This window comes from Paraburkholderia diazotrophica, assembly GCF_900108945.1.
Classification (GTDB): Bacteria; Pseudomonadota; Gammaproteobacteria; order Burkholderiales; family Burkholderiaceae; genus Paraburkholderia; species Paraburkholderia diazotrophica.
Genome location: NZ_FNYE01000013.1, coordinates 13,455 through 39,290 on the forward strand (window position 1 = coordinate 13,455; position 25,836 = coordinate 39,290).

The 25,836-nt window shown below is 63.7% G+C and carries 20 protein-coding genes; 8 read left to right on the forward strand and 12 right to left on the reverse strand.

The features are described from left to right. Positions 1-55 precede the first annotated feature (55 nt). The 3 genes from BMW76_RS17800 to BMW76_RS17810 form a co-directional block, all read right to left on the reverse strand. Positions 56-289 carry a hypothetical protein gene (locus tag BMW76_RS17800; RefSeq protein WP_090867344.1) on the reverse strand — a complete coding sequence of 78 codons (234 nt, stop codon included), beginning with the start codon at positions 287-289 and terminating at the stop codon, positions 56-58. 53 nt (positions 290-342) lie between these two features. Further along, positions 343-711, reverse strand: a complete 369-nt coding sequence (locus BMW76_RS17805; RefSeq protein WP_090867636.1) for a nuclear transport factor 2 family protein — start codon at positions 709-711, stop codon at positions 343-345. Positions 712-901: 190 nt separating this feature from the next. Beyond that, positions 902-1,156, reverse strand: a complete 255-nt coding sequence (locus tag BMW76_RS17810; protein ID WP_090867346.1) for a hypothetical protein — start codon at positions 1,154-1,156, stop codon at positions 902-904. Between the two features lie 221 nt (positions 1,157-1,377). On the opposite strand from BMW76_RS17810, the gene BMW76_RS17815 reads away from it, so the two are divergent. The 6 genes from BMW76_RS17815 (at position 1,378) to flhC (ending at position 6,753) form a co-directional block, all read left to right on the forward strand. Continuing rightward, positions 1,378-2,199 (forward strand): helix-turn-helix domain-containing protein, encoded by an 822-nt coding sequence (locus BMW76_RS17815; protein WP_456090129.1) that lies wholly within the window; start codon positions 1,378-1,380, stop codon positions 2,197-2,199. A gap of 8 nt (positions 2,200-2,207) precedes the next feature. Beyond that, the gene (locus BMW76_RS17820; RefSeq protein WP_090867638.1) at positions 2,208-2,762 is read left to right on the forward strand and encodes a GNAT family N-acetyltransferase; all 555 of its coding nucleotides are present in this window, start codon (positions 2,208-2,210) and stop codon (positions 2,760-2,762) included. A gap of 124 nt (positions 2,763-2,886) precedes the next feature. Next, positions 2,887-3,717, forward strand: a complete 831-nt coding sequence (locus BMW76_RS17825; protein ID WP_090867640.1) for a 2OG-Fe(II) oxygenase — start codon at positions 2,887-2,889, stop codon at positions 3,715-3,717. Between the two features lie 294 nt (positions 3,718-4,011). After that, positions 4,012-5,226, forward strand: coding sequence for a YeeE/YedE family protein (locus BMW76_RS17830; RefSeq protein WP_090867642.1), 1,215 nt, complete (start codon positions 4,012-4,014; stop codon positions 5,224-5,226). Positions 5,227-5,792: 566 nt separating this feature from the next. Then, positions 5,793-6,113 (forward strand): flagellar transcriptional regulator FlhD, encoded by a 321-nt coding sequence (gene flhD / locus BMW76_RS17835; protein ID WP_090867350.1) that lies wholly within the window; start codon positions 5,793-5,795, stop codon positions 6,111-6,113. A gap of 16 nt (positions 6,114-6,129) precedes the next feature. Next, entirely contained in the window at positions 6,130-6,753 is a 624-nt protein-coding gene (gene flhC / locus BMW76_RS17840; protein WP_090867352.1) for a flagellar transcriptional regulator FlhC, read from the forward strand. 198 nt (positions 6,754-6,951) lie between these two features. Here the strand turns inward: flhC and BMW76_RS17845 are convergent, their stop codons facing one another. The 5 genes from BMW76_RS17845 to BMW76_RS17865 all read right to left on the reverse strand — a co-directional run bounded on the left by BMW76_RS17845 (position 6,952) and on the right by BMW76_RS17865 (position 15,542). Beyond that, positions 6,952-8,280 carry an Nramp family divalent metal transporter gene (locus BMW76_RS17845; RefSeq protein WP_090867355.1) on the reverse strand — a complete coding sequence of 443 codons (1,329 nt, stop codon included), beginning with the start codon at positions 8,278-8,280 and terminating at the stop codon, positions 6,952-6,954. 219 nt (positions 8,281-8,499) lie between these two features. After that, positions 8,500-10,059, reverse strand: coding sequence for an efflux transporter outer membrane subunit (locus BMW76_RS17850; protein WP_090867357.1), 1,560 nt, complete (start codon positions 10,057-10,059; stop codon positions 8,500-8,502). 14 nt (positions 10,060-10,073) lie between these two features. After that, the gene (locus BMW76_RS17855; RefSeq protein WP_090867359.1) at positions 10,074-13,259 is read right to left on the reverse strand and encodes an efflux RND transporter permease subunit; all 3,186 of its coding nucleotides are present in this window, start codon (positions 13,257-13,259) and stop codon (positions 10,074-10,076) included. 73 nt (positions 13,260-13,332) lie between these two features. Then, positions 13,333-14,655: an efflux RND transporter periplasmic adaptor subunit gene (locus BMW76_RS17860; RefSeq protein ID WP_090867361.1), complete on the reverse strand. Its 1,323-nt coding sequence runs from the start codon at positions 14,653-14,655 to the stop codon at positions 13,333-13,335. A 32-nt stretch (positions 14,656-14,687) separates the two neighbouring features. Further along, on the reverse strand, positions 14,688-15,542 hold the full coding sequence (locus BMW76_RS17865) for an alpha/beta hydrolase (RefSeq protein ID WP_090867644.1): 855 nt from the start codon (positions 15,540-15,542) through the stop codon (positions 14,688-14,690). Between the two features lie 186 nt (positions 15,543-15,728). Between BMW76_RS17865 and BMW76_RS17870 the strand changes: the two genes are divergently transcribed. Both BMW76_RS17870 and BMW76_RS17875 read left to right on the forward strand, forming a co-directional pair. After that, complete coding sequence (locus BMW76_RS17870; RefSeq protein WP_090867363.1) at positions 15,729-16,733, forward strand: LysR family transcriptional regulator; 1,005 nt, start codon at positions 15,729-15,731, stop codon at positions 16,731-16,733. A 171-nt stretch (positions 16,734-16,904) separates the two neighbouring features. Then, complete coding sequence (locus BMW76_RS17875) at positions 16,905-17,216, forward strand: DUF4148 domain-containing protein (protein WP_090867365.1); 312 nt, start codon at positions 16,905-16,907, stop codon at positions 17,214-17,216. 238 nt (positions 17,217-17,454) lie between these two features. Here BMW76_RS17875 and BMW76_RS17880 read toward each other — a convergent pair whose 3' ends face one another. The 4 genes from BMW76_RS17880 to BMW76_RS17895 form a co-directional block, all read right to left on the reverse strand. Continuing rightward, complete coding sequence (locus BMW76_RS17880) at positions 17,455-18,525, reverse strand: purine-nucleoside phosphorylase (protein WP_090867367.1); 1,071 nt, start codon at positions 18,523-18,525, stop codon at positions 17,455-17,457. A gap of 177 nt (positions 18,526-18,702) precedes the next feature. Continuing rightward, on the reverse strand, positions 18,703-19,629 hold the full coding sequence (locus BMW76_RS17885; RefSeq protein WP_090867369.1) for a cation diffusion facilitator family transporter: 927 nt from the start codon (positions 19,627-19,629) through the stop codon (positions 18,703-18,705). A gap of 56 nt (positions 19,630-19,685) precedes the next feature. Then, positions 19,686-20,759, reverse strand: a complete 1,074-nt coding sequence (gene selD, locus BMW76_RS17890; RefSeq protein WP_090867645.1) for a selenide, water dikinase SelD — start codon at positions 20,757-20,759, stop codon at positions 19,686-19,688. Positions 20,760-20,899: 140 nt separating this feature from the next. Then, complete coding sequence (locus BMW76_RS17895) at positions 20,900-25,744, reverse strand: NAD-glutamate dehydrogenase (RefSeq protein WP_090867648.1); 4,845 nt, start codon at positions 25,742-25,744, stop codon at positions 20,900-20,902. Positions 25,745-25,836: the final 92 nt, after the last annotated feature.

Here is a 25,836-nt window from a genome sequence, read left to right on the forward strand (position 1 = left end):
TGCGCGCAGCACGTTGCTGCGCGAGGGGACGGAGGGGTCGATTGTACGCGACGCCCTACGCCGGCCGCACGTTGCCGCGCCAGCACCATCTGATCCAGCCGACGAGCGCGAGCAGCATGAGCCCCGCGCCGCCGAGCACGGGCTCGCGCCACGCGACGAGCGCGATGAACGTGAACGCGCGGGTGCCCGCGAGCAGCGCGAATCCGGCGACGACGCCCGATGCCGTATCGATTGCGTCCTGCACGCGTTCATACGCGGCGGGGTTCGACGTGACGGCAGGCTCATGCATGATCTTTCTCCTCATGTATGCGGACAGACGGTAACGCCTCGGGTGTCAACGTCTCAGGCGGCGCCGGGCGCTTCGTCGAGAAAGCCCGTGACGGCCTGCAGCCGCCCGGCCGCATCGACGACGCCGAAGTCCGAGCCCTTGACGATGGAAGCACCCGACGGCGTCAGCAGTTCCCACGAGAAACGCAGACGGTTCGCGAAGCCGTCGACCTGCGTCGTGCGTCGGAACGTGTGATGAGGGAAGCGCTCATGGACGGCGCGAATCATCGCGTCGATGCCGTCGTGTCCGTCGCCCGTCAGCAGGGGATCGGCGTAAGCGGCGTCCTTCGCCCACGTCGCCGCGATCAGTTCGCGGCGGCGGCCGGCGTCGGTTTCGTTCCAGGTGTCGAAGTAACGGTCGATCAGTGCGGTATGCGCGTTCATCAAAGACTCCTTCAGTCGGTAGAGGATCGAGACGTGCGCCGCTTGCATCATGTCGGCGGCGGCCTCGGACTGAAGATTCGTCGATGAACGTACGGGAGTCGATTACCCGGAAGGTAATGATCGTTCGGCACCAGCGTCGTGGAGTAACGCTGGTGCGGTGGAAAAGATGTGAAGCGTCGCGGACGGCGCGCTAGCTTTTCGCGCCGGAAAGTCCGTCAGCAAGCCGTCTGCCCTCGTCATACCCGGCTTCGCGGGCCTCTTCCTCGCTGCGGAACGTCGTGACGAGTTCCTGAAAGCGCTGGCTTTGCCCTTCGAGATGCGCATCCGCGCCATGCCGGCAAACGTAGCCGATGTAGTGCCACACGGTTTCCGGCACGGGCGGCCCATAGGCCGTGACAGGGAGGACCCAGACTTCACGTCCGTTGTGCTCGATCTTGTCCCACATGTTCGCCTCCGCAACGGTAGCAAGGGTCTCCAGTATGACTGCGTTTGCGCGCGTCAGCGACCGGGAGCGCGCCATCTCGATCCACAGGCCGGACCCGAAGGCGCACTCATGCGCGGCGGCTCATTACCTCACGGGTAATGGAATCGGCGCGCGGTTTGGCTATCATCGTCGGCATGGACACGATCACCGCCCCCCTCCGCGCGCCGTCCGGCGCTCTCCCGATGAGCCGCACAGTCGGCGACATGCTGCGCGAATGGCGTCAGCGCCGCCGGATGAGCCAGTTGCTGCTCGCCTCCGAAGCCGACATTTCGACGCGCCATCTGAGCTTCGTCGAATCGGGCCGCGCGCTGCCGAGCCGCGAGATGGTCATGCATCTCGCCGAGCGGCTCGACGTGCCGCTGCGCTCGCGCAATGCGCTGCTCGTCGCGGCCGGTTACGCGCCGCTCTACCGCGAGCGTCAGTTGAGCGATCCGCAACTGGGCGCGGCGCGCGAAGCCGTCGATCTCGTGCTGAAGGGTCACGAGCCCTACCCGGCCGCGGCCGTCGACCGCCACTGGACCATCGTCGCCGCGAACAGTGCGCTCGCGCCGTTGCTCACGAGCGCAAAGCCCGCGCTGCTCGAAGCGCCCGTCAACGCGCTGCGCCTGTCGATGCATCCGGACGGCATCGCGTCGCAGATCGCCAACTGGCATGCATGGCGCGCGCATCTGCTGTCGCGCCTGCAGCGGCAGATCGACGTGAGCGCCGACTCGACGCTCGCCGCGCTCTACGACGAACTCGCCGCCTACCCGACGCCGCCGAACGCCGAGCCCGCCGACGAGACCCACGCCTGCACGCTCGAGCAGATCGCCGTGCCGCTGCGCCTGCGCACGAAGCTCGGCGTGCTGTCGTTTTTCAGCACGACGACCGTGTTCGGCACGCCCGTCGACGTGACGCTGTCGGAACTCGCGATCGAGGCGTTCTTCCCCGCCGATCCGCAAACGGGCGAAGCGCTGCGCAAGTTCGCGGATGCGCGCGCGTCGTCCGCGGCCGCGACTCCCTAGTGTCGCGCATGGCTTCGGAGGTGACGATTCGCCAGCTCGACCCCGCCGATCGCGACGCGTTTTTCGCGCTGCGTCTGCGCGGGCTGAAAGCGCATCCCGCCGCGTTCGGGCAAAGCTACGACGAAGCCGTCGAGCGCGGCCCGTCGCAGCACGACGCGATGCTCGCCGGCACGCATGCGGCGCTCGGCAACTTCCTGCTGGGCGCGTTTTCGTCGACGGATGGCGCGCTCGTCGGCACGGTCGGACTGCTGCGCGAGACGCGGCAGAAGGAACGGCACAAGGGCTTCGTGATCGGCATGTACGTCGCGGACGAAGCAGCGGGACAGGGCATCGGACGCGCGCTGTTGACGGAGCTGCTCGCGCGCGCCGCGCAGATCGACGGGTTGCGGCAGATCGCGCTGCTCGTCACGAGCGCGAACGCGTCTGCCCGCGCGCTGTACATATCGCTCGGCTTTCGCGTGTATGGACGCGAACCTGATTCGCTATGCGTCGACGGCACGTATCACGACGCCGATCTGATGGTGCGTTTCATCGATCCGCCAGCGCTGCCGACAGGCGAATGACGCTGGCAAATAGCGCTGGCGAATAACCTTGGCGAATAACAGAGCAAGACGCGGAGTGTTCGCGGACGCCCGTCTGCGTAAACTGGGCGGCATGGACACGGCAAAAGCCGTCACGGAGCCGCTCATGCAGGAAGCCCCATTCGACACACAAGCCGCGCTGTTCGACCTCGACACGCCACCAGGCAACGACGCGCGCAAGCCCGCACACAAGCACACGCGCAACGACGCACCCGCGATCGCGACGGCACAGTCGATCGGGCCGCGCATCGACGCAGTCGACTGGACGCGCGCCGCAGGCGAGCTCGATGCGCACGGCTGCGCGATGCTGCAAGGCTTGCTGCACGCCGACGAGTGCGACGCGCTCAGCGCGCTCTACACACGCGACGACCTGTACCGCAGCCGCGTCGTGATGGCGCGGCACGGCTTCGGGCGCGGCGAATACAAGTACTACGGCTATCCGTTGCCCGATGTCGTCGGCGCGTTGCGCACGGCGATCTATCCGCGTCTTGCGCCCATCGCGAACGGATGGAACCAGGCGCTAGGCATCGACGTGCGCTATCCGCCGACGCACGCCGCCTACCTGCGCCGATGCCACGAAGCGGGCCAGTTGCGCCCGACGCCGTTGATCCTCCAGTACGCAGCGGGCGACTTCAACTGCCTGCATCAGGACCTGTACGGCGAGCACGTCTTCCCGATCCAGCTCGCGATCCTGCTGTCCGAGCCGGGCAAGGACTTCACGGGTGGTGAGTTCGTGCTGACGGAGCAGCGTCCGCGGATGCAGTCGCGCGTCGAAGTCGTGCCGCTGCGCAAGGGCGATGCTGTGCTGTTCGCCGTGCATCACCGGCCCGTGCAGGGCGCGCGCGGCGCGTATCGCGTGAACATGCGGCATGGCGTCAGCCGGCTGCACGCTGGCCATCGGCACACGCTGGGCGTCATTTTTCACGACGCAACTTAAGGGCGCCGGCGTGCATCCGCGCCGCTGCGAGTGCTCGCGTTCGTGCATCAGAGCCGTTATCGGACGGGCGAGGCGCGCTCAGCATCATCTGGCATAACGTGATATGTTTTTCCACTGGCCTTCCGTTGCGATTCCGTTGCGATTCCGTTGCGCTTCGCTTCATTTGCATTTCGGTTGCAAGCACGCAGACAAGGCCGCACTTCCACCAACATAGGTCGCGGCGCCATGCCGCCCCACACGGCGCCCGTGCACTTCGGCGCACCGTACGACTCACACGCTCGTCCAACGTTTGTCATGTCCGATCTCGCTACATCCCTTCCGCGCCGCTTCGACATCAATCCGAAGCCGCTCGCCTTCTCCCTGGTCCTGATCGCGCTCGGCGCGGTCTATCTCGCGCATACCGTCAGCGGCCGACAGGCGGCCCTCTATGTGGTCGGCGCGCTGCTCGGCATGTCGCTATATCACGCGGCGTTCGGCTTCACGTCGGCGTGGCGCGTGTTCATCGCCGACGGCCGCGGCGCGGGCCTGCGCGCGCAGATGCTGATGCTCGCCATCGGCGTGCTGCTGTTCTTCCCGACGCTGTCGGCGGGGTCGCTGTTCGGCCATCCCGTTGCGGGCCTGGTGTCGCCTGCGGGCACATCCGTCGTGGTCGGCGCGTTCATGTTCGGCGTCGGCATGCAGCTCGGCGGCGGCTGCGCGTCGGGCACGCTATACACGGTCGGCGGCGGCAGCACGCGCATGCTCGTGACGCTGGCCGCGTTCGTCGTCGGCTCCGTCGTTGCGACCGCGCATATGCCGTTCTGGACCGCGCTGCCGTCGCTCAAGCCGACGTCCCTCGTGACGGCGCTCGGCGCGGGCTGGGCCATCGCGATCAACCTGGCGATCTTCGCTGCGATCGCCGCGGTGACCGTCGCGATCGAGCTGCGCCGCCACGGGCGACTCGTCGACGAGCCGCTGCGTGCCGCCAGCGCATCGCCATGGCTGCACGGACCGTGGCCGTTGTTCGCGGGCGCGATCGCGCTCGCGCTGCTCAACTTCGCGACGCTCGCGCTGTCGGGCCGTCCGTGGGGCGTGACGTCGGCATTCGCGCTGTGGGGCGCGAAGCTGTTTTCGGTGGCGGGTATCGATGTCGCCAACTGGCCTTACTGGAACGCCCATGCGAATGCGGCGGCGCTCGCGGCGCCCGTTACACGCGACGTGACGAGCGTGATGGACGCGGGAATCATCCTCGGCGCGATGGCCGCGGCGGCTCTGGCGGGCCGCTACGCGCCCGTCTGGCGGCTGCCCGCACGTTCGCTCGTCGCGGCTGTGGTTGGCGGCTTGTTGCTCGGCTACGGGGCCCGGCTCGCCTATGGTTGTAACATCGGCGCCTACTTCAGCGGCATTGTGTCAGGCAGCTTGCACGGCTGGCTGTGGCTCGCCGCCGCGTTCGCGGGCAACGTGATCGGCACGCGCCTGCGCCCTGCTTTCGGACTCGAAGTCGAGCGCGTCCGCCCGACCGGCTGCTGACCTGCCGCAAACTCTTATCGAATTCTGTAACAGGGTTCGTCCAAACCAGTTACAAACTCCTCCGGATTTGTAACTACCTTCTGCCCGTTTTTGTTACATCTCGGGTTATCCCTGAACCGCCAACCGGCAGCGTATTTCTTACCTGCCGCTTTGCAGTTTTCTTTCTCTTTCCTTTCCGAAATTCATATCGGTTTCGCATAATCGCGGATAACGGGCGGCACGCAGTCAAATCGGAAGAAATTGCGCTATCCCTTGCCTCATAAGGGTTTGCGAGCGGTCCACGACAAACGTTTTCGCGCTATCAGCCGATTATGACGGCGACATGAAAGAGTTACCGAAATCACCGTTGTTTTGTCGTATCTTTTTTTTGAGACAGGGATTGATTTTTGTAAAACCTGTTCATACAATTCCGCCCAAGCTGTTACGAAATGTAACGGCTTGTATCAAAGGTTGGCTGCTGTATCTGCACTCAACTGACGCCGGAGATCTTCAGTGTCCGGCGGGGGCATAAGACCAAAACGGCTAAAAGCCGGCATAAGTAATTCGGGGCTTCGGAAACAGAGAAAATGGACCGTAGCAGCGAGACGCTGGAATCTATCCGCGAGATCAATTTGTCTTACATCATGCTCGCACAACGCATGTTGCGCGAGGACAAGGCAGTCGGGATGTTCCGTCTGGGCTTGTCGTCGGAGCTGGCCGATATTCTTGCCGGGCTGTCGCTCGCGCAGATCGTCAAGCTGGCCAGTTCCGATCAGCTTTTGTGCTTCTTCCGCTTCAACGACCACACGATGCTGTCGGCGTTGACGCACACGTCCCGCAACGCAGAAGTGGCATCGACGCATGCCGCGATCCTGCTGGCGGGGCAGCCCGCAGAGCAGTTCGCTTAACCCGCAGAGGACTGCCATGCAGAAAAAGAGCCTCACCGAAGACGCGCAGGAAGTATTCCGCGCGATCGCGCTGATCGAACTGGGCGCGCGCATGCAGGTGCTCGAAAGCGAGCTGACGCTGTCGCGCGACCGGATGATCCGCCTGTACCGCGAAGTCAAGGGCGTATCGCCGCCGAAGGGCATGCTGCCGTTCTCGGCCGACTGGTACATGACGTGGCTCGCGAACATTCATGCTTCGCTCTTCTACAACACGTATTTGTTCCTGAAGAACGAAGCGCGCTGCACGCATCTGGACGCGCTGACCAAGGGTTATCGTCTGTATCTGGAACACTGCCGTCATAGCGAGACGGAGCCCGTCCTCGATCTGACGCGCGCATGGACACTCGTGCGTTTCTTCGACGCCGACATGCTGCAACTCACGCGCTGCTGCCGTTGCACCGGCAAGTTCGTCGCGCACAAGCACGACTTGCAGCACAACGTCGTGTGCGGCGCGTGCCAGCCGCCGTCGCGCGCGGGCAAGACGAAGAAGGCCGCAGCCGCGAAGCGCGAGGCGCTGCGCGAAGCCGCACCCGTGCCGCAGATCGTGGAGATCGCGCCGGCCGAGGAACAGGTCGTCGAGGAAGCCGCATTGGCGGCCTAGCGACGCGCATCGCACAGTCCATCCGAAGCTACGCATCACGTTGAAGCCGGTCTCTCGAGACCGGCTTTTTTTGCGCCTTTGGCTATTGCGTCCTCTGCTATTGCGTCCTCTGCTATTGCGTCCTCTGCTATTGCGTCCTCTGCTATTGCGTCATCGGCTTGTACATCGTCAGCTATCGCATCGTCGGCCTTTGCGTCGTCATCCAGCGAGGCCGAACGTCTGCACCACGAGCCACAGGTTCGCCGCGCTGATCACGACAAAGAGCGCCCATGCGACGATGCGCGTCGGCAGCCGGTTCGCGAATTCGCCCATCAGCGCGCGATCGTCGGTCATGCGGATCAGCGGATACAGCGCGAACGGCAACTGCAGGCTCAACACGACCTGGCTTGCAACGAGCAGCTGACCGACCGCACCGTTGCCGAGCATCTGCACGCCGACGAGCGCGGGAATCAGTGCCAGCGCGCGCGTGATGAAGCGCCGCTGATAGCAGGGAATCTTTAGTTGCAGAAAGCCTTCCATGATCACCTGCCCCGCGACCGTGCCCGTGAACGTCGAGCTTTGCCCCGACGCAAGCAGCGTGATCGCGAACAGCACGGCCGCGAAACCCGTGCCGACGATGGGCGCGAGGAGCCGGTACGCATCCTCGATTTCGGTGACGGCCGTATGCCCCGTCGAATGAAACGCAGCGCCCGCGAGGATCAGAATCGCCGCGTTGATCAGCAGCGCGAGAAAGAGCGCGACGATCGTATCGAGCCGCGACAGCGAGATCGCCCCGGCAAGCCCTTCGCGATCGCGTTTGACGGCGCGCGTCTGCACGACGGACGAATGCAGATACAGGTTATGCGGCATCACCGTCGCGCCGAGAATGCCGATCGCGAGATAAAGCGGCTCGCGCTCGCTGAGCGCCTGCCACGATGGTGCAAGCCCCGCTACCACAGACGGCCAGTGCGGCTGTACGAGCGCCAGCTGGATGACATAGCCGATGCCGATGGTCGCGATCAGCGCAAGCATGATCGCTTCGAGATCGCGGAAATTCTTGCCCTTGAGACCGAGCACGATCAGCGTATCGAATGCCGTGAGGATCACGCCGACCGTCAGCGAGCATTTGAACAGCAGATGAAACGCGAGCGCGCCGCCGAGCACTTCGGCGAGATCGCAGGCAACGATCGACAGCTCGGCAAGCAGCCATTGAATGCGCGCGACGCCGGGCGAGTAACGCGTGCGCGACAGCTCCGCGAGATTGCGGCCCGTCACGATACCGAGGCGCATGCTCAGGCATTGCAGCACCATCGCCGAGAGGCTCGACAGAACGACCACGAACAGCAGGCTGTAGCCGTAGCGCGAACCGGCTTCGATATCGGTGGCCCAGTTGCCCGGGTCCATGTAGCCGATCGACACCAGCAGGCCCGGGCCGGCGAACTGGAAGAGCTTTTTCCACAGCGGCGCGGACTGCGAGACGGCGACGGTGCCCTGCACTTCGGACGGGCAGAACGGTGCGGTAGCTGTAGTAGGAAGTTTGAACTGCAAAGCCGATAACCTCGCGGTGAATGATCTGCGGCATGAAGCGCGAGCTGTCAGCTGGCCATGCCGCGAAACGGCTCCAAGTGTACAAAGAAACGTACGGCGGTGTCCCATCAGGGCGGGCGCGCCGCTCATCCGCGAGCAGACGAAAAAAAGCGGACCGCAAAAGGGTCCGCTTCTGGGTCGCTTTCAGGTCCGCTGCTTCGAACGATACATCGGCACCGCTTACTGCTTCGCGACTTGCTCCTTCGCATCCGCGCTGCCGACATCCGTCTTCACGTCGCCCCACCCGCCGCCGAGCGCGCGTATGAGGTTCACCGTCGCGGCCGCTTGCGTGCCCGACAGATGGCTCAATTGCAACTGCGATTGCAGCACTTGCCGCTGCGCGTCGATCACGTCGAGATAGCTGACCTGCCCTTCCTGGTACTGCGTCTGCGAAAGATGCTCGGCGCGCTGCGACGCGTTGACGGCATCCGTCTGCTCGCGCGTCTGATCGCCGAGCAGACGCAGATCCGACAGATTGTCCTCGACCTCGCGGAACGCAACGAGCACTTGCTGACGATACGACGCGACGTCCTCGTCATACTTCGCGCGCGCGTTCGCGAGATTCGCCTTGCGTCGCCCACCGTCGAAGATCGGCACGGTCAGCGCCGTGCCCGCGAACGGCCCGAGCAGGAATGCGCGGCTCGACCACTGGAACAGATCGCCGAGCGTCGCCGACTCGAAGCCGAACGCGCCCGTGATATCCAGCTTCGGGAAGAACGCCGATTTCGCGAGACCGACACGCGCATTCGCCGCAGCCATCGCGCGCTCGGCCGCCGCGATGTCGGGACGGCGCTCCAGCAGCGCGGACGGTAAGCCCGCCGGCACGCGCGCCAATACGGGCGCAAGCGGCGTCTCGGGGAACGAGAAGTCCGCAGGCGGCCTGCCGAGCAGGATCGCGAGGCTATGCTCGGACGCCGCGCGCTGACGCGCGACACCGACGGCATCGGCGCGCGCCGTCGCCAGTTCATTGCGTGCACGCGAGACGTCCAGCTCGTTGATGTCGCCTTCCTTGAAGCGGCGCTCGACGAGCTTCAGCGCGTTCTCGCGCAGCGTCACTGTCTGACGATACAGGCTCAGCTGCGTATCGAACTCGCGCAGCTGGAAGTAGTTCTGCGCGACATCCGCCTGCAACGCGAGCTGCACCGAGCGGAACAGCGCTTCGCTTTGCGCCTGGTCGGCGCGCGCCGCGTTCACGTTCGAGCTGACGCGGCCGAACAGATCGACCTCATACGATGCCGTCGCCTGCGCGCGCCAGAGCGTTTGCGTCGGCACGTGCGCGTCGTTCGGCAGATTCTGCGAAGCGGGCGACAGACGTTCGCGCGTCGGCCCGAAGCCCGCATCGATCGACGGGAACCAGTCGGCGCGCGCCGCCTGCGTCAGCGCTCTCGATTGCTGGACGCGCGCGGCGGCCGCCTTCAGGTCCTGGTTCGCATCGGCCGCCTGCTTCTCCAGATCGTTCAGCGTCGTATCGCCGAAGATAGCCCACCATTCGCCGCGCTGCGCTTCTTCATTCGGCTCCGCGGGCTTCCACGTGCCGGCTTCGCTGGCGGGCAACGCCGCTGCGGGAGCCGATGCACCATCCGTCGTCGCTGCCGATACGGGCGCTTCCTTGAATGCAGCGGGAGTCGGCGCGTCGGGCCGGTGATACGTCGGCTCGACCGAGCACGCCGCCAACAGCAGCATCAGCAACGCGCTCGCCGCCGCGCGGCCCGCGCCGCGCATCTGTTCAAACCTTATCATTGTCATTTTCTCCATCATGCATCCGTCGTATGCGCGACGAGATGCGGCGAGTCCTTTTGCGCGACGTGAATCTTGCCGCCCGCCAACGTCCGCAGCACCACGTAGAACACGGGCGTCAGCATCAGGCCGAAGAGTGTCACGCCGAGCATCCCGAAGAACACGGCCACGCCCATCGCGTGACGCATTTCGGAACCGGCCCCGCTCGACAAGACCAGCGGCACCACGCCCATGATGAACGCGATCGACGTCATCAGAATCGGACGCAGACGCATGCGGCTCGCTTCGATGGCGGCCGCCGTCGGCGTGCGCCCGTCGTGCTCCAGTTCACGCGCAAACTCGACGATCAGAATCGCGTTCTTCGACGCAAGTCCCACCAGCACCATCAAGCCGATCTGCGTGAAGATGTTGTTGTCGCCCTGCGTGAGCCACACGCCGGCGAGCGCCGACAGCACACTCATCGGCACGATCAGGATCACCGCGAGCGGCAGCGTCAGGCTCTCGTACAGCGCGGCGAGCACGAGGAACACGAGCAGCACGCTGATCGGGAACACCCACAGCCCCGCATTGCCCGCGAGAATCTGCTGATACGTGAGGTCGGTCCATTCGAACTTCACGCCCTTCGGCAGCACTTGCGCCGCGATGCGCTCGGCGGCCGCCTGTGCTTCGCCCGACGAGAAGCCCGGCGCCGGACCGCCGTTGATATCGGCGGCCGTATAGCCGTTGTAGCGCACGACCATTTCGGGCCCATACGTCGGCGTCACCGTCACGAGCGACGACAACGGCACCATCTCGCCATTCACGTTGCGCGTCTTCAGTTGCAGGATGTCGTCGGCGCGTTGACGGAACGGCGCATCCGCCTGCACGCGCACCTGGTACACGCGGCCGAAGCGGTTGAAGTCGTTCACATACAGCGAGCCGAGATACACCTGCATCGTGTTGAACACATCCGTCACGGGCACGCCCAGCTGCTTCGCCTTCACGCGGTCGAGATCGACGTTCAGCTGCGGCACGTTGATCTGATAGCTGGAAAACGTCGGGCCGAGTTCAGGCGTCGCCGATGCTTTCTTGATGAACGCTTCCGTCGCCTTGTTGAGCTCCGCATAGCCGAGCGCGCCGTGGTCCTCCAGCTGCATCTTGAAGCCGCCCAGCGTACCGAGACCGAGCACGGGCGGCGGCGGGAACACGGCAACGAACGAGTCCTTGATCGCCCCATATTGCTGGTTCAATGCGCCCGCAATCGCGCCCGCCGACAGCGCCTTGCCCTTGCGATGATCGAACGGCTTGAGCGTGACGAACACGATGCCCGCGCTCGAACTGTTCGTAAAGCCGTTCACCGAAAGACCCGGGAACGCGACGGCGCTTTCCACGCCAGGCTGCTTAAGCGCGATCGCGCTCATGTCGCGGATCACCTTTTCCGTACGGTCGAGCGATGCGCCGTTGGGCAACTGCGCGAACGCGATCAGATATTCCTTGTCCTGCGCCGGAACGAAGCCGCCCGGCACGATGCGAGAGACGAGCACAGTCAGGCCGAGCAGCACGGCATACACGACCAGCATCGCGCCCTTGCGCTTGAGCACGCCGTTCACGCCGCGGCCATAGCTGTCCGAGCCGCGATGGAATACCTTGTTGAACGCCTTGAAAAAGCGGCCCAGCACGCGGTTCATCAGGCGCGTCAGCCAGTCTTCCTTCGCGCCGTGACCGCGCAGCAGCATCGCCGACAACGCCGGCGACAGCGTCAGCGAGTTGAACGCCGAGATCACCGTCGAAATGGCGATCGTCATCGCAAACTGCTTGTAGAACTGACCCGTCAGGCCGCTCATGAACGCGAGCGGCACGAACACGGCAACCAGCGTGAGCGCGATTGCGATGATCGGCCCGCTCACTTCCTGCATCGCCTTATAGGTTGCATCGCGCGCACTGAGCCCGCGCTCGATGTTCCGCTCGACGTTCTCCACGACCACGATCGCATCGTCGACGACGATACCGATCGCAAGCACCATCCCGAACAGCGACAGCGCATTGATCGAGAAGCCGAACGCGAGCAGCAGCGAGAACGTACCGACAATCGACACGGGCACCGCGATCAACGGAATGATCGACGCGCGCCACGTTTGCAGGAACACGATCACCACGATCACGACGAGCGCGATTGCTTCGAGCAGCGTGTGCACGACGGCCTCGATACTCGAACGCACGAACTGCGTGGGGTCATAGACGATCTTGTACTCGACGCCCGCCGGGAAATCCGCGCTGAGTTCCTTCATCGTCGCGCGGACTTCGTCGGAAATCTGCAGCGAGTTCGCGCCCGGCGACTGGTTGATCGCCATTGCAACGGCCGGCTTGTTGTCGAGCAGCGAGCGCAAGCCATATTCCGAAGCAGCAAGTTCGATGCGCGCGATATCGCGCAGATACGTGACGGCACCATCGGAGGCCGTCTTCACGACGATGTCGCCGAACTCGCCCTCCGTCCTCAGACGGCCGCGCGCATTGACGGACAGTTGCAGCGGCGTGCCCGGCACCGAAGGCGACGCGCCGATCACGCCCGCCGCGACCTGAATGTTCTGCTCGCGAATCGCGTTGACGACTTCCATTGCCGTCAGATTGCGTTGCGCGACCTTCTGAGGATCGAGCCACACGCGCATCGAGTAGTCGCCCGCGCCCCAAAGCTGCACCTGCCCGACGCCCTTGATCCGTTCGAGACGATCCTTCACGTTGAGCAGCGCGTAGTTGCGCAGATACGTCATGTCGTAGCGGTCGTTCGGCGAGATCAGGTGCACGACCATCGTCAGCGTCGGCGAGCTCTTGATCGTCGTCACGCCGAGACGCTGCACGTCTTCCGGCAGACGCGGCAACGCCTGGTTCACGCGGTTCTGCACGAGCTGCGTCGCGAGGTCCGGGTTCGTGCCGAGCTTGAACGTGACCGTCAGCGTGAGATTGCCGTCGCTATTCGCCTGCGACTGCATGTACAGCATGTTTTCGACGCCGTTGATCTGCTCTTCGAGCGGCGACGCAACGGCTTCGGCGATCACCTTCGGGTTCGCGCCCGGATACTGCGCATGCACCACCACGGAAGGCGGCACCACTTCCGGGTACTCGGAGATCGGCAGCTGGAACAGCGCGATCAGACCCGCGAGCAGGATCACGACCGATAGAACACCAGCAAAGATGGGCCGGTCGATGAAGAATTTGGATATGTTCATGTGAAGCTCTTGATGTTGTAGCGCCTACGGCTTTCTACGCATGCATCGAAGGATTGCGTCGGCTGGCCTGCGCTCACGACGCCTTGTGCGCCTTCGCGCGCGGCTGCGATTGCGCCTGCGTTTGCGTCGTCGATTGCGTAGTCGCTTGCGCTTGCGGTTCGGTGTGCTTCTGCTTCGTTGCGTCGAGCTGCGCGTCTTTTTCCGCCTTTGCGTCGTCGGCAATGGATGCGCTGTCCGCGTCGCCGTTGCCCATCGCCACCATGTGCGCGCGAACCTGCGCACCGGGACGCACGCGCTGCGTGCCGTTCACGACGATGCGGTCGCCCGGCTGCAAGCCGCTCTTCACGACGCGCAGATTGCCTTGCAGATCGCCGAGCTGCACTTCGCGATATGCAACGTGCTCGTCCTTGTCGACGACGAACACGAACTTCTTGTCCTGGTCCGTGCCGACGGCGGCATCGTCGATCAGCAGCGCCGAATGCGGCTCGCTGCCGCCCACTTTCACGCGTGCATACAGACCCGGCACCAGCGAGCCGTCGCCGTTGTCGAAACGCGCGCGCACGCGGATCGTGCCCGACGACGTATCCAGCCGGTTATCGACGGATTCGATCGTGCCCTTGCGCGAGTAGCCCGTTTCGTTCGCAAGACCCAGTTCGACGGGCACCTTGCTGTCGCTCTTCACCTGGCTGATGTAGCGCAGATACGTCTGCTCGTCGGCGTCGAACTCCGCGTAGATCGGCGACACGGAGACGAGCGTCGTCAGCGGCGCGGCGTTCGCGCCCGCGTTCACGACGTTGCCGACCGTGATTTCCGCGCGCGATACGCGGCCCGCGACGGGCGCGACGATCTTCGTGTAGCCGAGATTGATCTGCGCGGCTTCGAGCGCAGCTTGCGCCGCCTTGACGTTCGCGTTCGCTTCGCGCGCGCCGTTCTGCTTCTCGTCGTAATCGCGCTTCGCAATCGCGCTATCGCCGATCAATCGCTGCGCGCGCTCCCAGTCGCTTTGCGCGTAGCCCGCGCGCGATTGCGCGGCCGCAAGCTGCGCCGCCGCGCGATCGACTTCCGCCTGGTACGGGCGCGGATCGATCACGAACAGCACATCGCCCTTCTTCACGAGCGCGCCGTCCTGGAAGTTCACGGACACGATCGTGCCCGACACGAGCGGACGCACGTCGACTCGTTCGACGGCCTGAAGACGGCCCGAATAGGTTTGCCAGTCGGTGATGGTCTTCTGCACGACAGTGGCGACATCGACTTCGGGGACGATCGTCGGCGCGGATTGCGCAGGCGCGCGCGCGTCGACGCGAATCGCGCCGAACGTGCCGAGCCCCGCGATCACGATGACGGCCAGCGCGGCGAGCGCCAGCTTCGAACGCGAGAGAGGAAAAACAGACATGTCAGACTCCGGAATTTAGTTGAGAAGTTTGTTTATCGGAGTGAGCGCTCGTCGAAGCGCCACTGGAAGAATCGAACGGCCTCGAGCAGCGCCGCAGAATGATTGGCGAGCGCCGCGTGCGATACGCTCGGATAGCGCACCACCTGCGTCTGCACGCCCGCCTCGATCAGATTGCTCGCGTACTTCTCCGCTTCGACGTGCAGCACGTCGTTTTGCGCGGTCGCGATCAGCGTCGCGGGCAAGCCCTTGAGCCGCACCGATTCGAGCGGCGCCGCATACGGATGCATGCGCTGCGCCGCTTGCGGCAGATACGCGCGATAACACGCCGCGCATTCGCTCGCGGTGATGTCCGAGCTCAAGCGCTTCTCGTCGCCAAGACGCGTGAGACTCGGATCGAGCATCGGACCGAACAGCGCCTGTGCATCGATGCGCACATCGCCGCGATCGCGGCCGATGAACGCGAGGCAATTCGCAAGCGAGCCGCCCGCATCGTGACCCGCGACGCCGATCTTTTTCGTGTTGCCGCCGAATGCGCGTGCGCGTGTCTGCACCCACAGCGCCGCGCGATGCGCATCTTCGGGCGCGGCGGGAAACGGAAACTGCGGCGCGAGCGAATAGCCGACCGACACGACGAGCGCGGGCGTGTGCTGCGCGAAATAACGCGCGGCGAAATCGGCTTCTGCAAGCGAGCCGCGCACGAAACCTCCGCCGTGGAAATAAAGCAGTATCGGCAAGCCGCTTTTCGCGGCGGCCCGCCGGTAAAGGCGCAATGTGATGTCCTGCGCGTAGCCTTCTATCTGCACGTCGGTGACATCGAGCGACGCAGCGTTTTCCGCCAGGCTCGTGGCCGGCGGGACAAAGGTGTGGCGCGGGTTGAATGCATCCATGTCGAACAGCGCAATGCGCGAAGCTATCGAATGGTGCGAATTGTGGGTCCAGCAGACTTCCAAATAAATGCCTATAATCCGGCAACACAATTCGGTGCACCTGAACAATCGAAAGGCTTTATTCGGCGCGACCAGCCAACTAAAGCGGATGCTTCACCAGTGCTCCGGCTCTTTCGGAGGTTTGCAATGGACCGGCTCCAGGCCATGCAAGTGTTCACCCGGGTCGTCGACACGAACAGCTTCACCCGGGCTGCGGAAACGCTCGATCTGCCACGCGCTTCCGTCACGACGATCATCCAGAATCTCGAAGCTTTTCTCGGCACGCGCCTGTTGCACCGTACGACGCGCCGTCTGTCGCTGACGCCCGATGGCGCTGCGTATTACGAGCGCTGCGTGCGCATTCTTGCCGATGTCGAAGAGACGGAAGCGAGTTTTCAGAGCGGCAATAAAAAGCCGAGTGGCAAGCTACGCATCGATATGCCGGGATCGATCGGACGTTTGCTCGTCATTCCCGCATTGTGCGAATTCCACACGAAGTACCCGGATATCGATCTGCAACTCGGCCTGTCCGATCGCCCTGTCGATCTCTTGCAGGAAGGCGTCGATTGCGTGGTGCGCGTCGGCGCGCTGCAGGATTCGTCTTTGGTCGCACGGCGAATAGGGTTATTCGAAGGCGTGTCGTGCGCGGCGCCGGCGTATGTCGAGCGCGCGGGCACTCCGCAGACGCTCGAAGATCTCGAACACCACAAGGCCGTCAATTATTTTTCGAGCCGCACGGGCCGCATTATGGACTGGTCGTTTCTCGTCGACGGCAAGGAAATCGAAGTGAAAATGAAGGGCATGGTGTCCGTGAATGATGCGGATGCTTATGTGACGTGCGGCCTCGAAGGCTTCGGTCTGATCCAGCCGCCGCTCTTCATGGTGCTGCCGCATCTGCGCTCGGGGCAGCTGGTCGAAGTGCTGCCCGATCTGAAACCGCTGCCGATGCCGATTTCCGTCGTGTATCCGCATAGCCGGCATCTGTCGTCGAAGGTGCGTGTATTCGTCGACTGGATTGCGGAGCTGTTCGACCGCTGTCCGCTGTTGAGCGGCCGTGCGAGCCTCGACAAGACCTGTTCGCAGCGCACGTTCGAGCAGAAAGAGTCCGCACCGGATATCAAAACACCCGTCATGTCGGAGTGGGTCGCGTAGTGCGCGCGGCCTTTGTCTAAAAGGACGATCGCGGCTTTGCGCCGCGATTGTTCCGGAATCACGACAATTCATTTCACGAAAGTCGGGTTTATCGCTCGGACGTCAAAGCCTACATTCCACCCTGTCGCGGCGCCGATCGAGGCGCGGCAATTGAACCGATAGGAGTGGATCATGAAGCGCAATCTACTGGCAGGTCTTGTTCTCTCGCTGCTCGTCAGCGCACCGGCATTCGCTCAAGGCGGTGGCGGCATCGGCCGCGCGGGTTCGTACAACGATCAGTGGTGGCAGCATTCGGAAAGCGCATCGGCGCAGAAGTCGCGCGCTGAAGTGCGTGCCGAAGTCGCCGACGCGTATCGCGACGGCACGCTGCCTTCACTGAACAAGACCTCGTATCCGGAACAAGGCCTCGTTGGCCGCACGCAAGCGGAGCGTCTCGCCGTGCAGAGCGACGAGCGCAGCGTGCGCGTCGCTCGCGGTCAATAAGCCCGATCTTCGTTTCAATCGCAGGAGCCGATCATGAGCCCGTCAGAACTCGATGACTGGAGCACGGACATTCCCGTGTGGACGCCTTATCGCACGCATTGAGTTGCACCGTGTGTGCGCAATGAGTGCACGCCAGGCGTGCACAAAAGCACTGCGCAATAGCAAAGCGCTCAATCGCTTTTATACGATTGAGCGCTTTGCACTTCCAGATACGGATTTGATGTCTCGCGTTTTAGCGCTAGCGTTGCGGCACGCCATCGCGCCATTCGCTCCAATGCGAAACGATATCCTGCACAAGCGGATTGCCCGCGCGATAGAGGTTCTCGAGTGCAATGTTGAAGCCGCCTTGCGCAGCGTAGTTGAGCAGATTGTCCGCGCTCGTCTGGCCATCGTACGGACGATCGAAATCCGAGCCCGCGCGCAACACGGCCACGCGATTCAGATCGACACGATGCGCGCTCGCCGCGCGTTTCAGTGCTTCATACGTTGCGTTGTCTTCCTGCTGCGTCGTGCAGTAGACACCTTTGCCGTCCGTGAGAATCTTCGTCCATTCGCGCGCGCGTTCGCCTAGTTTCGTGCCGGACCACCACGTATCGCCCGCAAGCGTATCGCACTGAATGACAGTGGGCGGACGATTGGCGGGCGCGTAATTGTATTTGGCGCGCGCCGCCTGTGCTTGCGGATTGTCCGAAAGCACCACGCTACGCGACAGCGCAAAAGCCGTATCGGCGAGTCTGGTATTCAGCTGGAACACTTCCGTTCTGTAGTCGAGCGGCGGCTTGTCTGTCGGGCTTTTCGTGTTGATGCCGAGATAACCCGTATTCCAGCCGGAAGGAATTTCGCGGCCGTCTATTTCCCATTGAATGCCGAAATCGACAAGGTATTTGGCCCATGCCGCCGAGCCGACCGTGCCTTGAACCGGATCGATACCCGCAATGCCCGCGACCATGAAATACGTGTGCCGCAAATCGAAACGCGATGAGAACGCGAGCGCCATCGTCGAAGCAGCAGCATTCGCGTGACCCATGCCCGTCGTCATCACGCAGATGTCCTGCCTGTTGCAATGAATGGCGGGATAGTCGGGCGAGAGACCCGCAACGGAAATGTCTTGCCACGGGCCCAGCTTGTCGAGCCACACTTGCCCTTCCGGCCCGAACATCGAAATGATCATCACCTTGACGTGACGGCCTTTCGACTCGCCATTGCCTTGAGCGAAGCCGTCGTCATCCTGCGCGTTCGCGAGCGGCGAAATGGCCGAGCATGCGGCCAATGCCAATACGGTTAAAGCTCCAGCCGTGCGAGTCACCATGACAAGTCCTTCTTTTGTGCGTATTCGTCGATTGGGAATGGAATGCATGCCCTCGCGGAGAAGGGCGGAGCTAAGTATAGAAGGCATTCAATTGTTTTCCATTAACCAATTTCCGAATTAGCGAATTGAATAGCTATTACGCATAAAAGAAAGGCAAATATAAAGAACCAAAGAGTTCTAATCGAGCGAAGCCTCGGTGCGCACTCTCGGCACGTCCGGTTCGAAAAAGACCCACCGCACCTGCGGAAACTTCTCTTGAAGATCTGCTTCGACGATATTGATCGCATCGACCATCGCACGGCCGCTTTCGTAATCGATCATCTCCGCCTGCACCGCGACCACCACGTGTTTGCCCCATTGCAGCGTGATCAGATTGATGATGCTGCGAATCTCGTTGCGTGTACGCAGATGCGCTTCGATCGCGCGCCGCACTTCCGGGCTCGCGGATTCGCCGATGATCATCGACTTCACCTCGCGCGCAACGAGAAACGCGATCACCATCAGCAGCACGCCGACGCCGATCGAGCCCCACGCGTCATACGCGGGATTGCCCGTTACCATCGTGGCAAGCACGGCGGCGAAAGCGATCGCGAGACCGAGCAGCGCAGCCACGTCCTCGCCCGTGACGACGAGCAGTTCCGATTCACGCGTCTCGCGAAACCATCGCCACATCGACTTGTCGGGATTCGTCTTGCGGATTTCCTTGAGCGCGCCCATCAGCGAAAACGCTTCGAGCACGACCGACACGCCCAGCACGCCGAGCGCGATATACGCATGCGACAGCGGCTCGCGCGCAACGAGCCGATGCGCGCCTTCATAGACGGAAAACACACCGCCGACGAAGAACAGCAGCAACGCGACAATCAACGAATAGAAGTAGATCGCGCGTCCCGCGCCGAGCGGATGCAACATGCTGGCCGGCCGGCGCGCCTGCTTCAGGCCGAACAGCAGCAGCACCTGATTGCCGCAATCGGCCGTCGAGTGAATCGCTTCGGCGAACATCGAGCCCGAGCCCGTGAATGCCGCCGCGGCGAACTTGCACAGCGCAATGCCGAGGTTCGCCGCGAGCGCGTAAAAAATGGCCTTCGGTGATTCTTCTGTCATGGGCTCTTCGTGTTGTCGTAATGCGAGGGAAGTGACGCGGGATCAGACGACCGGGATCAGACGACTTCAATGCGCGACGCGCCATCGTGCAGTTCGCCTATCACGGCCGCATGGTCAAAACCGTCGGCGCGGAAGATCGCGAGCACCTCATCGACGACGGACGGCGAACACGACACGAGCAGCCCGCCCGACGTCTGCGGATCGGTGAGCAACGTGCGTGCCGTAGCGGGCAGGCTGTCGGCGAGACGCACGTCGTCGCCATACGAAGCCCAGTTGCGGCCCGATGCACCCGTGAACGTGCCCGCCGCCGCGAGCGCATCGACGCCCGCGATCCACGGCAGATCGGCGTAGCGCACGCGCGCCGTCAGCTTCGCGCCGCGCGCGAGTTCGAGCGCATGGCCGAGCAGGCCGAAGCCCGTCACGTCCGTCATCGCGTGCACGCCGTCTAGCGCGGCCAGTTCGGCGCCGGGGCGATTGAGCTTCGTCGTCGCCGCGATCATCGCGGCATAGCCGGCTTCGTCGAGCTGATTCTTCTTGAGCGCCGCCGACAGCACGCCCACCCCGAGCGGCTTGCCGAGCACGAGCACGTCGCCGGACTGCGCCGACGCATTGCGCTTCACGCGCTTCGGATGCACGACGCCGAGCGCGGCAAGACCGTAGATCGGTTCGACGGAATCGATCGAATGGCCGCCCGCGACGGGAATGCCCGCCTGCGCGCAGACATCTTCGCCGCCGCGCAGCACGGCCGCGATCACGTCGTGCGGCAACACGTTGATCGGCATGCCGACCAGCGCGAGCGCGAGGATCGGCTTGCCGCCCATCGCGTAGACATCGGAGAGCGCGTTGGTGGCGGCGATGCGACCGAAGTCGTAGGGATCGTCGACGATCGGCATGAAGAAATCGGTGGTCGCGATGATCGCCTGCTCGTCGTTCAGGCGGTAGACGGCTGCGTCGTCCGCCGTTTCCGTGCCCACCAGCAGGTCGGGAAACGACGGCATCGGCATGTTGCGCTTCAGCAGATCGGACAGCACGCCGGGCGCGATCTTGCATCCGCAGCCGCCGCCATGCGACAGGCTCGTCAGACGCGGCACATCGGACGCAACGTTGGAAGTAACAGCGGACTCGGTCATGATCGTGAAGTGAAGGATTGTCGACAACGACTATTATCGGGCAATCCGCTGCATCACTGTCGACGAGCTCGCGCGGGCACAGGCCGCCGCTGCATGCGCGGCAGCGCGCGCCGTCGTCGGGCGTGCCGTCCTTGCCTTTTTCAGTGACGTTCGAGCGTCGCCATTGCGCCGACCACGACGAGCAGCATCGACAGACTCGCGCCGCCTGCCGCGCGCAGTTCCGTCAGCAGCTGCGCGTAGCGTCCGAGCACGGCTTCGCGCTTGCTGCGCCATGCATCGACGACGGCTTGCGCGTCGTTCGCATCGGGCGTTTCGGCGAGCGCGCCCGTCGTCAGCGCGCGCTTCAGGCGCCCGAGTTCGGCCAGTGCGCCCGCGCGCGCGATCACGTCCCAGTTCGCTGGCGTCGGCAGTTCCGCTGCGCGTTCGCCGATCCAGCCGTAGTTCAGTTGCGTGCCCAACGCGAAATACACGCCTGCCACGAGCTCGATACTGCGTTGCGTCGCCGATGCGACTTCAGCGATATCGAGCAACGCGGCGGGGATATCGCCGCTCGCCACGCGCACGGCAAGCTCGCTGTCGACGCCCGCATCGACGAGCACCCGCTGGCGCTCGGACAACGCTTCGATATCCGCTGCGGGCAGCAGCATCGGCAGTTGCGGCGCGAGACGTTGCGCGGCATCGCGGGAACGCGTGATCAGGTCGGCCACGCTCGCGTCCTTCACGTCGCCCGACTTCAGATGACGCAGAATCCACAGCGCCGCGCGCTCCAGCAGCTTCGTGATCTCGACGAACATGCGTGCCTGCACGTCGTCGGCAACGCGGTTGTCCAGCGCGTCGATGTTGCGCCACACGTCGTTCAGATCGAAGATGTCGCGCGCGACGATGCACGCGCGCACGACGTCGCCGGGACTCACGTCGGCTTCTTCCATCATCCGCAGCACGAACGCGGGGCCGACACGGTTGATCAGCGCGTTCGTCAGATGCGTCGCGAGAATTTCGCGGCGCAACGGATGGCGCCGCATCGGCTCGCCAAAGCGCTGACGCAGCGGCTTCGGAAAATAATCGACGAGCATGTCCGCGACGAGGGGATCTTCGGGCACATCGGATTCGAGCAGCGCATCGTAGAGCCACATCTTGCTGTATGCGAGCAGCACCGCGCGCTCGGGCGACGTCAAACCCTGTTTGGCCGCATGACGTTCGTTGATTTCGTCGTCGGTGGGCAGGAACTCGATCACGCGATTCAGGCGGCCCATGCGTTCGAGATAACGCAACATCCGCGTTTCGGCGTCGAGCATCTCGGCGGCGTAGCGCCCCGCAATCGACAGCGCCTGGGTCTGATAGTAGTTGTCCTGCAACACGAGCAGGCCGACTTCCTCCGTCATTTCCGCGAGCAGTCCATTGCGCTGCTTCTCCGTCATCTCGCCGTCCGCGACCACGAGCCCGAGCAAAATCTTGATGTTCACTTCGTGGTCGGAGCAATCGACGCCCGCCGAATTGTCGATCGCATCCGTATTCACGCGGCCGCCGTGCTGCGCGAATTCGATGCGCCCCAGTTGCGTGAGGCCGAGATTGCCGCCTTCCGCGATCACCTTGCAGCGCAGATCGGAACCGTTCACGCGCACGGCGTCGTTGGTCTTGTCGCCGACCTGCGCATGTGTTTCGCGGCTCGCCTTCACGTACGTGCCGATGCCGCCGTTGTACAGCAGATCGACAGGCGCATGAAGAATCGCGCGTATCAGTTCCGTCGGCGCAAGCGCGGCGACGGTGATGCCGAGCATCGATTGCACGGCCGCCGAAAGCGGAATCGTCTTCGCGCTGCGTGCGAACACGCCGCCGCCCGCCGAGATCAGCGACGGGTCATAGTCGGCCCAGCTCGAGCGTTCCAGTGCGAACAGGCGCTCGCGTTCGGCAAGGCTCGCGGCGGGATCGGGATTCGGATCGAGAAAGATGTGCCGGTGATCGAACGCGGCAATGAGGCGGATATGCGGCGACAACAGCATGCCGTTGCCGAACACATCGCCCGACATGTCGCCGACGCCGACCACGGTGAAATCGGTCGATTGCGTATCGACGCCCATTTCGCGGAAGTGGCGCTTCACCGATTCCCACGCGCCGCGCGCGGTGATGCCCATCTTCTTGTGGTCGTAGCCGACCGAGCCGCCCGACGCAAACGCATCGTCGAGCCAGAAACCGTACTCCTGCGAAATCGCGTTCGCGTAATCGGAGAAGGTAGCCGTGCCCTTGTCGGCGGCAACGACGAGATACGGATCGTCGGGATCGTGCCGCACGATATCGGGCGGCGGCACGATCGCGCCGGCCGACAGATTGTCGGTGAGATCGAGCAGGCCGCGCAGGAAAGTCTGATAGCACGCGACGCCTTCGCGCATCCACGCTTCACGATCGGTTGGCGGCGGCGGGTTCTTCACGACGAAGCCGCCCTTCGATCCGACGGGCACGATCACGACGTTCTTCACCATCTGCGCCTTCATCAGGCCGAGCACTTCGGTACGGAAATCTTCGCGACGATCGGACCAGCGCAAGCCGCCGCGCGCGACGCGTCCGCCGCGCAGATGCACGCCTTCGACGCGCGGCGAATATACCCATATTTCGAACATCGGCTTGGGCTCGGGCAGGCCCGGCACTTTCGCCGGATCGAACTTGAACGACAGATATGGACGCGGCTTTCCGCCCGCATCGCACCGATAGTAGTTCGTGCGCTGCGTCGCGTTGATCACGCCGAGGAACTGGCGCAGGATGCGGTCCTCGTCGAGATTCGGCACCTGGTCCAGCGCGGCTTCGATCGTTTGCAGCATCTTGTCGATGCGCGCGTCGCGCGTCGCGCCCGTCGGCGGTTCCGAGCGCGCGACGAACAGCTCGACCAGCATCCGCGCGATGGCCGGATTGCCCGTCAATGCGCGCTCGATATACGCATCGCTGAACGTCGAGCCGACCTGCCGCAAGTACTTCGCATACGCGCGCAAGATCGTCACTTCGCGCGCGCTCAGCTGCGCGCGCAGCACGAGTCGATTGAAGTTGTCGTTCTCGATGTCGCCTGTCCATACACGCGCGAACGCATCTTCGAACAGATCCTTTGCGCGCTCGATGTCGAACTCGGTATCGTCGGCGAGCTCCAGGCCGAAGTCGTGAATCCATGCGGGCGCGGCGCCCTGAACCTGGATCAGATAAGGCCGCTCTTCATCGACGCGCACACCGAGATGTTCGAGCATCGGCAGGCTGCGCGACAACGCGATCGGCTCGCCCACGCGATACACCTTGAAGCGGAACGCGCGCGGCCCCGATTCGATGGGACGGTACAGGTTCATCGCGAGATGCTCGGTGCCCTGCACGCGCTCGATCAGCTCGATGTCGCGCACGGCCGTGCGCGCCGGATAGTCGTCGCGATAGCCGGCGGGGAACGAATCGCCGTACTGCTGCAACAGCCGATTGCCCTGCTCTTCGCCGAACGCGTCGAGCAATGCGTCGGCAAGATCGTCCTGCCAACGGCGCGCCACCTGAATGAGCCGCGCTTCGAGTTCGCGCGTGTCGACGTCGGGCATCGCGCCCGGCTCCGCATGCACGACGAAGTGAATGCGCGCGAGCGTCGACTCGGACAGCAGCGGCGTGAACTCGGCGTTGGTGCCGTTGAACGCCGCCATCAGCAGCCTCGCGATGCGCCGGCGCAGATCGGTGTTGTACTTGTCGCGCGGCACGAAGACGAGGCACGACACGAAACGGTCGAAGCGGTCGCGCCGCACGAACATCCGCGTGCGCTGATGCTCCTGCAAACGCAGCACGCCCATTGCCGTGTCGTAGAGCTGGTTCTCGTCGGCCTGGAAAAGCTCGTCGCGCGGGTACGTCTCCAGCACGGTCACGAGCGATTTGCCGAGGTGCCCTTTTGGCAGAAAGCCCGCGCTCCGCACGATGTTCGCGCATTTGCGGCGCACGATCGGAATCTCCGACGCCGACGCGGTATAAGCCGTCGATGTATAGAGCCCGATAAACCGGCGTTCACCCGAAATCTTGCCGTCCGGCCCGACGAGCTTCACGCCGACATAGTCGAGATAGCCGGGACGATGCACCGTTGCGCGCGAATTGGCTTTGGTCAGAAAGATCGGCAAGGCGCCCGAGATGATGTCGGCGGCGGCAGGCGGCAACGGCGTCACGTCGGAGCCGCCCTGCGGCCGCATCGACTCGCGCAGAATGCCCAAGCCCGAGCCCGCCACGCCACGCAAGCCGTACTGGCCGTCGTCCGTGACGAGTTCGTAGTCACGCTGGCCGAGAAACGTGAAGTGGTCCGCGACCATCCATTCGAGAAACGCGCGCGCTTCGACGCCTTCCGGACTCGTTTCGCGCACGGCCATGTCCTTGATCGTCGCGCGTGCGATCTCGACGATCTTCGGCCAGTCTTCGACGGCGGCGCGCACATCGCCGAGCACCTTCGCGATGTCGTTGCGCAATGCGTCGAGCTTCGCGGCATCGCCGCAGCGATCGACTTCGAAATGAATGAACGACGCGAGTTGCGAGCGGCCGTCGTCGGAAGAACTGGCGCCCCCTGGCGCCACGCGTTCGATGCCGCCGTCGCTGCCGCGCCAGATGCGAAACACGGGATGCAGCACCGAATGCAGCGAGAGGCCGAGGCGGTTGACAGCCATCGCTACGGAATCGACGAGGAACGGCATGTCGTCGTTGACGATCTCGATCACCGTGTGATCGGAGTGCCAGCCGTGCTGTTCGAGTATCGGGTTGTAGACGCGCAGCCGTTCGCTGCCCGGCACGAAGCGTTGCGCGGTTTGCCAGTGCGCCATCGCAGCGCCGTACAGATCCGCTATGCCGCGGCTTTGCAGATCGTCTGCATCCGCGAAGTCGTAATAGCGGCGCAGAAGTGGCTCGACGGCTATGAACGCCGGTTCGGGCAATCGCCCTCTTGCAAATTCGACGACATCGTTGAGCAGATGTACAACGGCTTCTTCGTTCTTCGCTTGCATGACGTCCTCCGCGATGGGCGACAATCGACTGCATCGATAGAAGCGCATTATGCACCCGTCGGATCGAAACCAATTGTGCGCGCGCACATCGA

Coding starts and splice junctions, on each gene's coding strand:
- BMW76_RS17800 (WP_090867344.1), bottom strand. CDS start 289: ATGCATGAGCCTGCCGTCACGTCGAACCCCGCCGCGTATGAACGCGTG.
- BMW76_RS17805 (WP_090867636.1), bottom strand. CDS start 711: ATGAACGCGCATACCGCACTGATCGACCGTTACTTCGACACCTGGAAC.
- BMW76_RS17810 (WP_090867346.1), bottom strand. CDS start 1,156: ATGTGGGACAAGATCGAGCACAACGGACGTGAAGTCTGGGTCCTCCCT.
- BMW76_RS17815 (WP_456090129.1), top strand. CDS start 1,378: ATGAGCCGCACAGTCGGCGACATGCTGCGCGAATGGCGTCAGCGCCGC.
- BMW76_RS17820 (WP_090867638.1), top strand. CDS start 2,208: ATGGCTTCGGAGGTGACGATTCGCCAGCTCGACCCCGCCGATCGCGAC.
- BMW76_RS17825 (WP_090867640.1), top strand. CDS start 2,887: ATGCAGGAAGCCCCATTCGACACACAAGCCGCGCTGTTCGACCTCGAC.
- BMW76_RS17830 (WP_090867642.1), top strand. CDS start 4,012: ATGTCCGATCTCGCTACATCCCTTCCGCGCCGCTTCGACATCAATCCG.
- flhD (WP_090867350.1), top strand. CDS start 5,793: ATGGACCGTAGCAGCGAGACGCTGGAATCTATCCGCGAGATCAATTTG.
- flhC (WP_090867352.1), top strand. CDS start 6,130: ATGCAGAAAAAGAGCCTCACCGAAGACGCGCAGGAAGTATTCCGCGCG.
- BMW76_RS17850 (WP_090867357.1), bottom strand. CDS start 10,059: ATGATAAGGTTTGAACAGATGCGCGGCGCGGGCCGCGCGGCGGCGAGC.
- BMW76_RS17855 (WP_090867359.1), bottom strand. CDS start 13,259: ATGAACATATCCAAATTCTTCATCGACCGGCCCATCTTTGCTGGTGTT.
- BMW76_RS17860 (WP_090867361.1), bottom strand. CDS start 14,655: ATGTCTGTTTTTCCTCTCTCGCGTTCGAAGCTGGCGCTCGCCGCGCTG.
- BMW76_RS17865 (WP_090867644.1), bottom strand. CDS start 15,542: ATGGATGCATTCAACCCGCGCCACACCTTTGTCCCGCCGGCCACGAGC.
- BMW76_RS17870 (WP_090867363.1), top strand. CDS start 15,729: ATGGACCGGCTCCAGGCCATGCAAGTGTTCACCCGGGTCGTCGACACG.
- BMW76_RS17875 (WP_090867365.1), top strand. CDS start 16,905: ATGAAGCGCAATCTACTGGCAGGTCTTGTTCTCTCGCTGCTCGTCAGC.
- BMW76_RS17880 (WP_090867367.1), bottom strand. CDS start 18,525: ATGGTGACTCGCACGGCTGGAGCTTTAACCGTATTGGCATTGGCCGCA.
- BMW76_RS17885 (WP_090867369.1), bottom strand. CDS start 19,629: ATGACAGAAGAATCACCGAAGGCCATTTTTTACGCGCTCGCGGCGAAC.
- selD (WP_090867645.1), bottom strand. CDS start 20,759: ATGACCGAGTCCGCTGTTACTTCCAACGTTGCGTCCGATGTGCCGCGT.
- BMW76_RS17895 (WP_090867648.1), bottom strand. CDS start 25,744: ATGCAAGCGAAGAACGAAGAAGCCGTTGTACATCTGCTCAACGATGTC.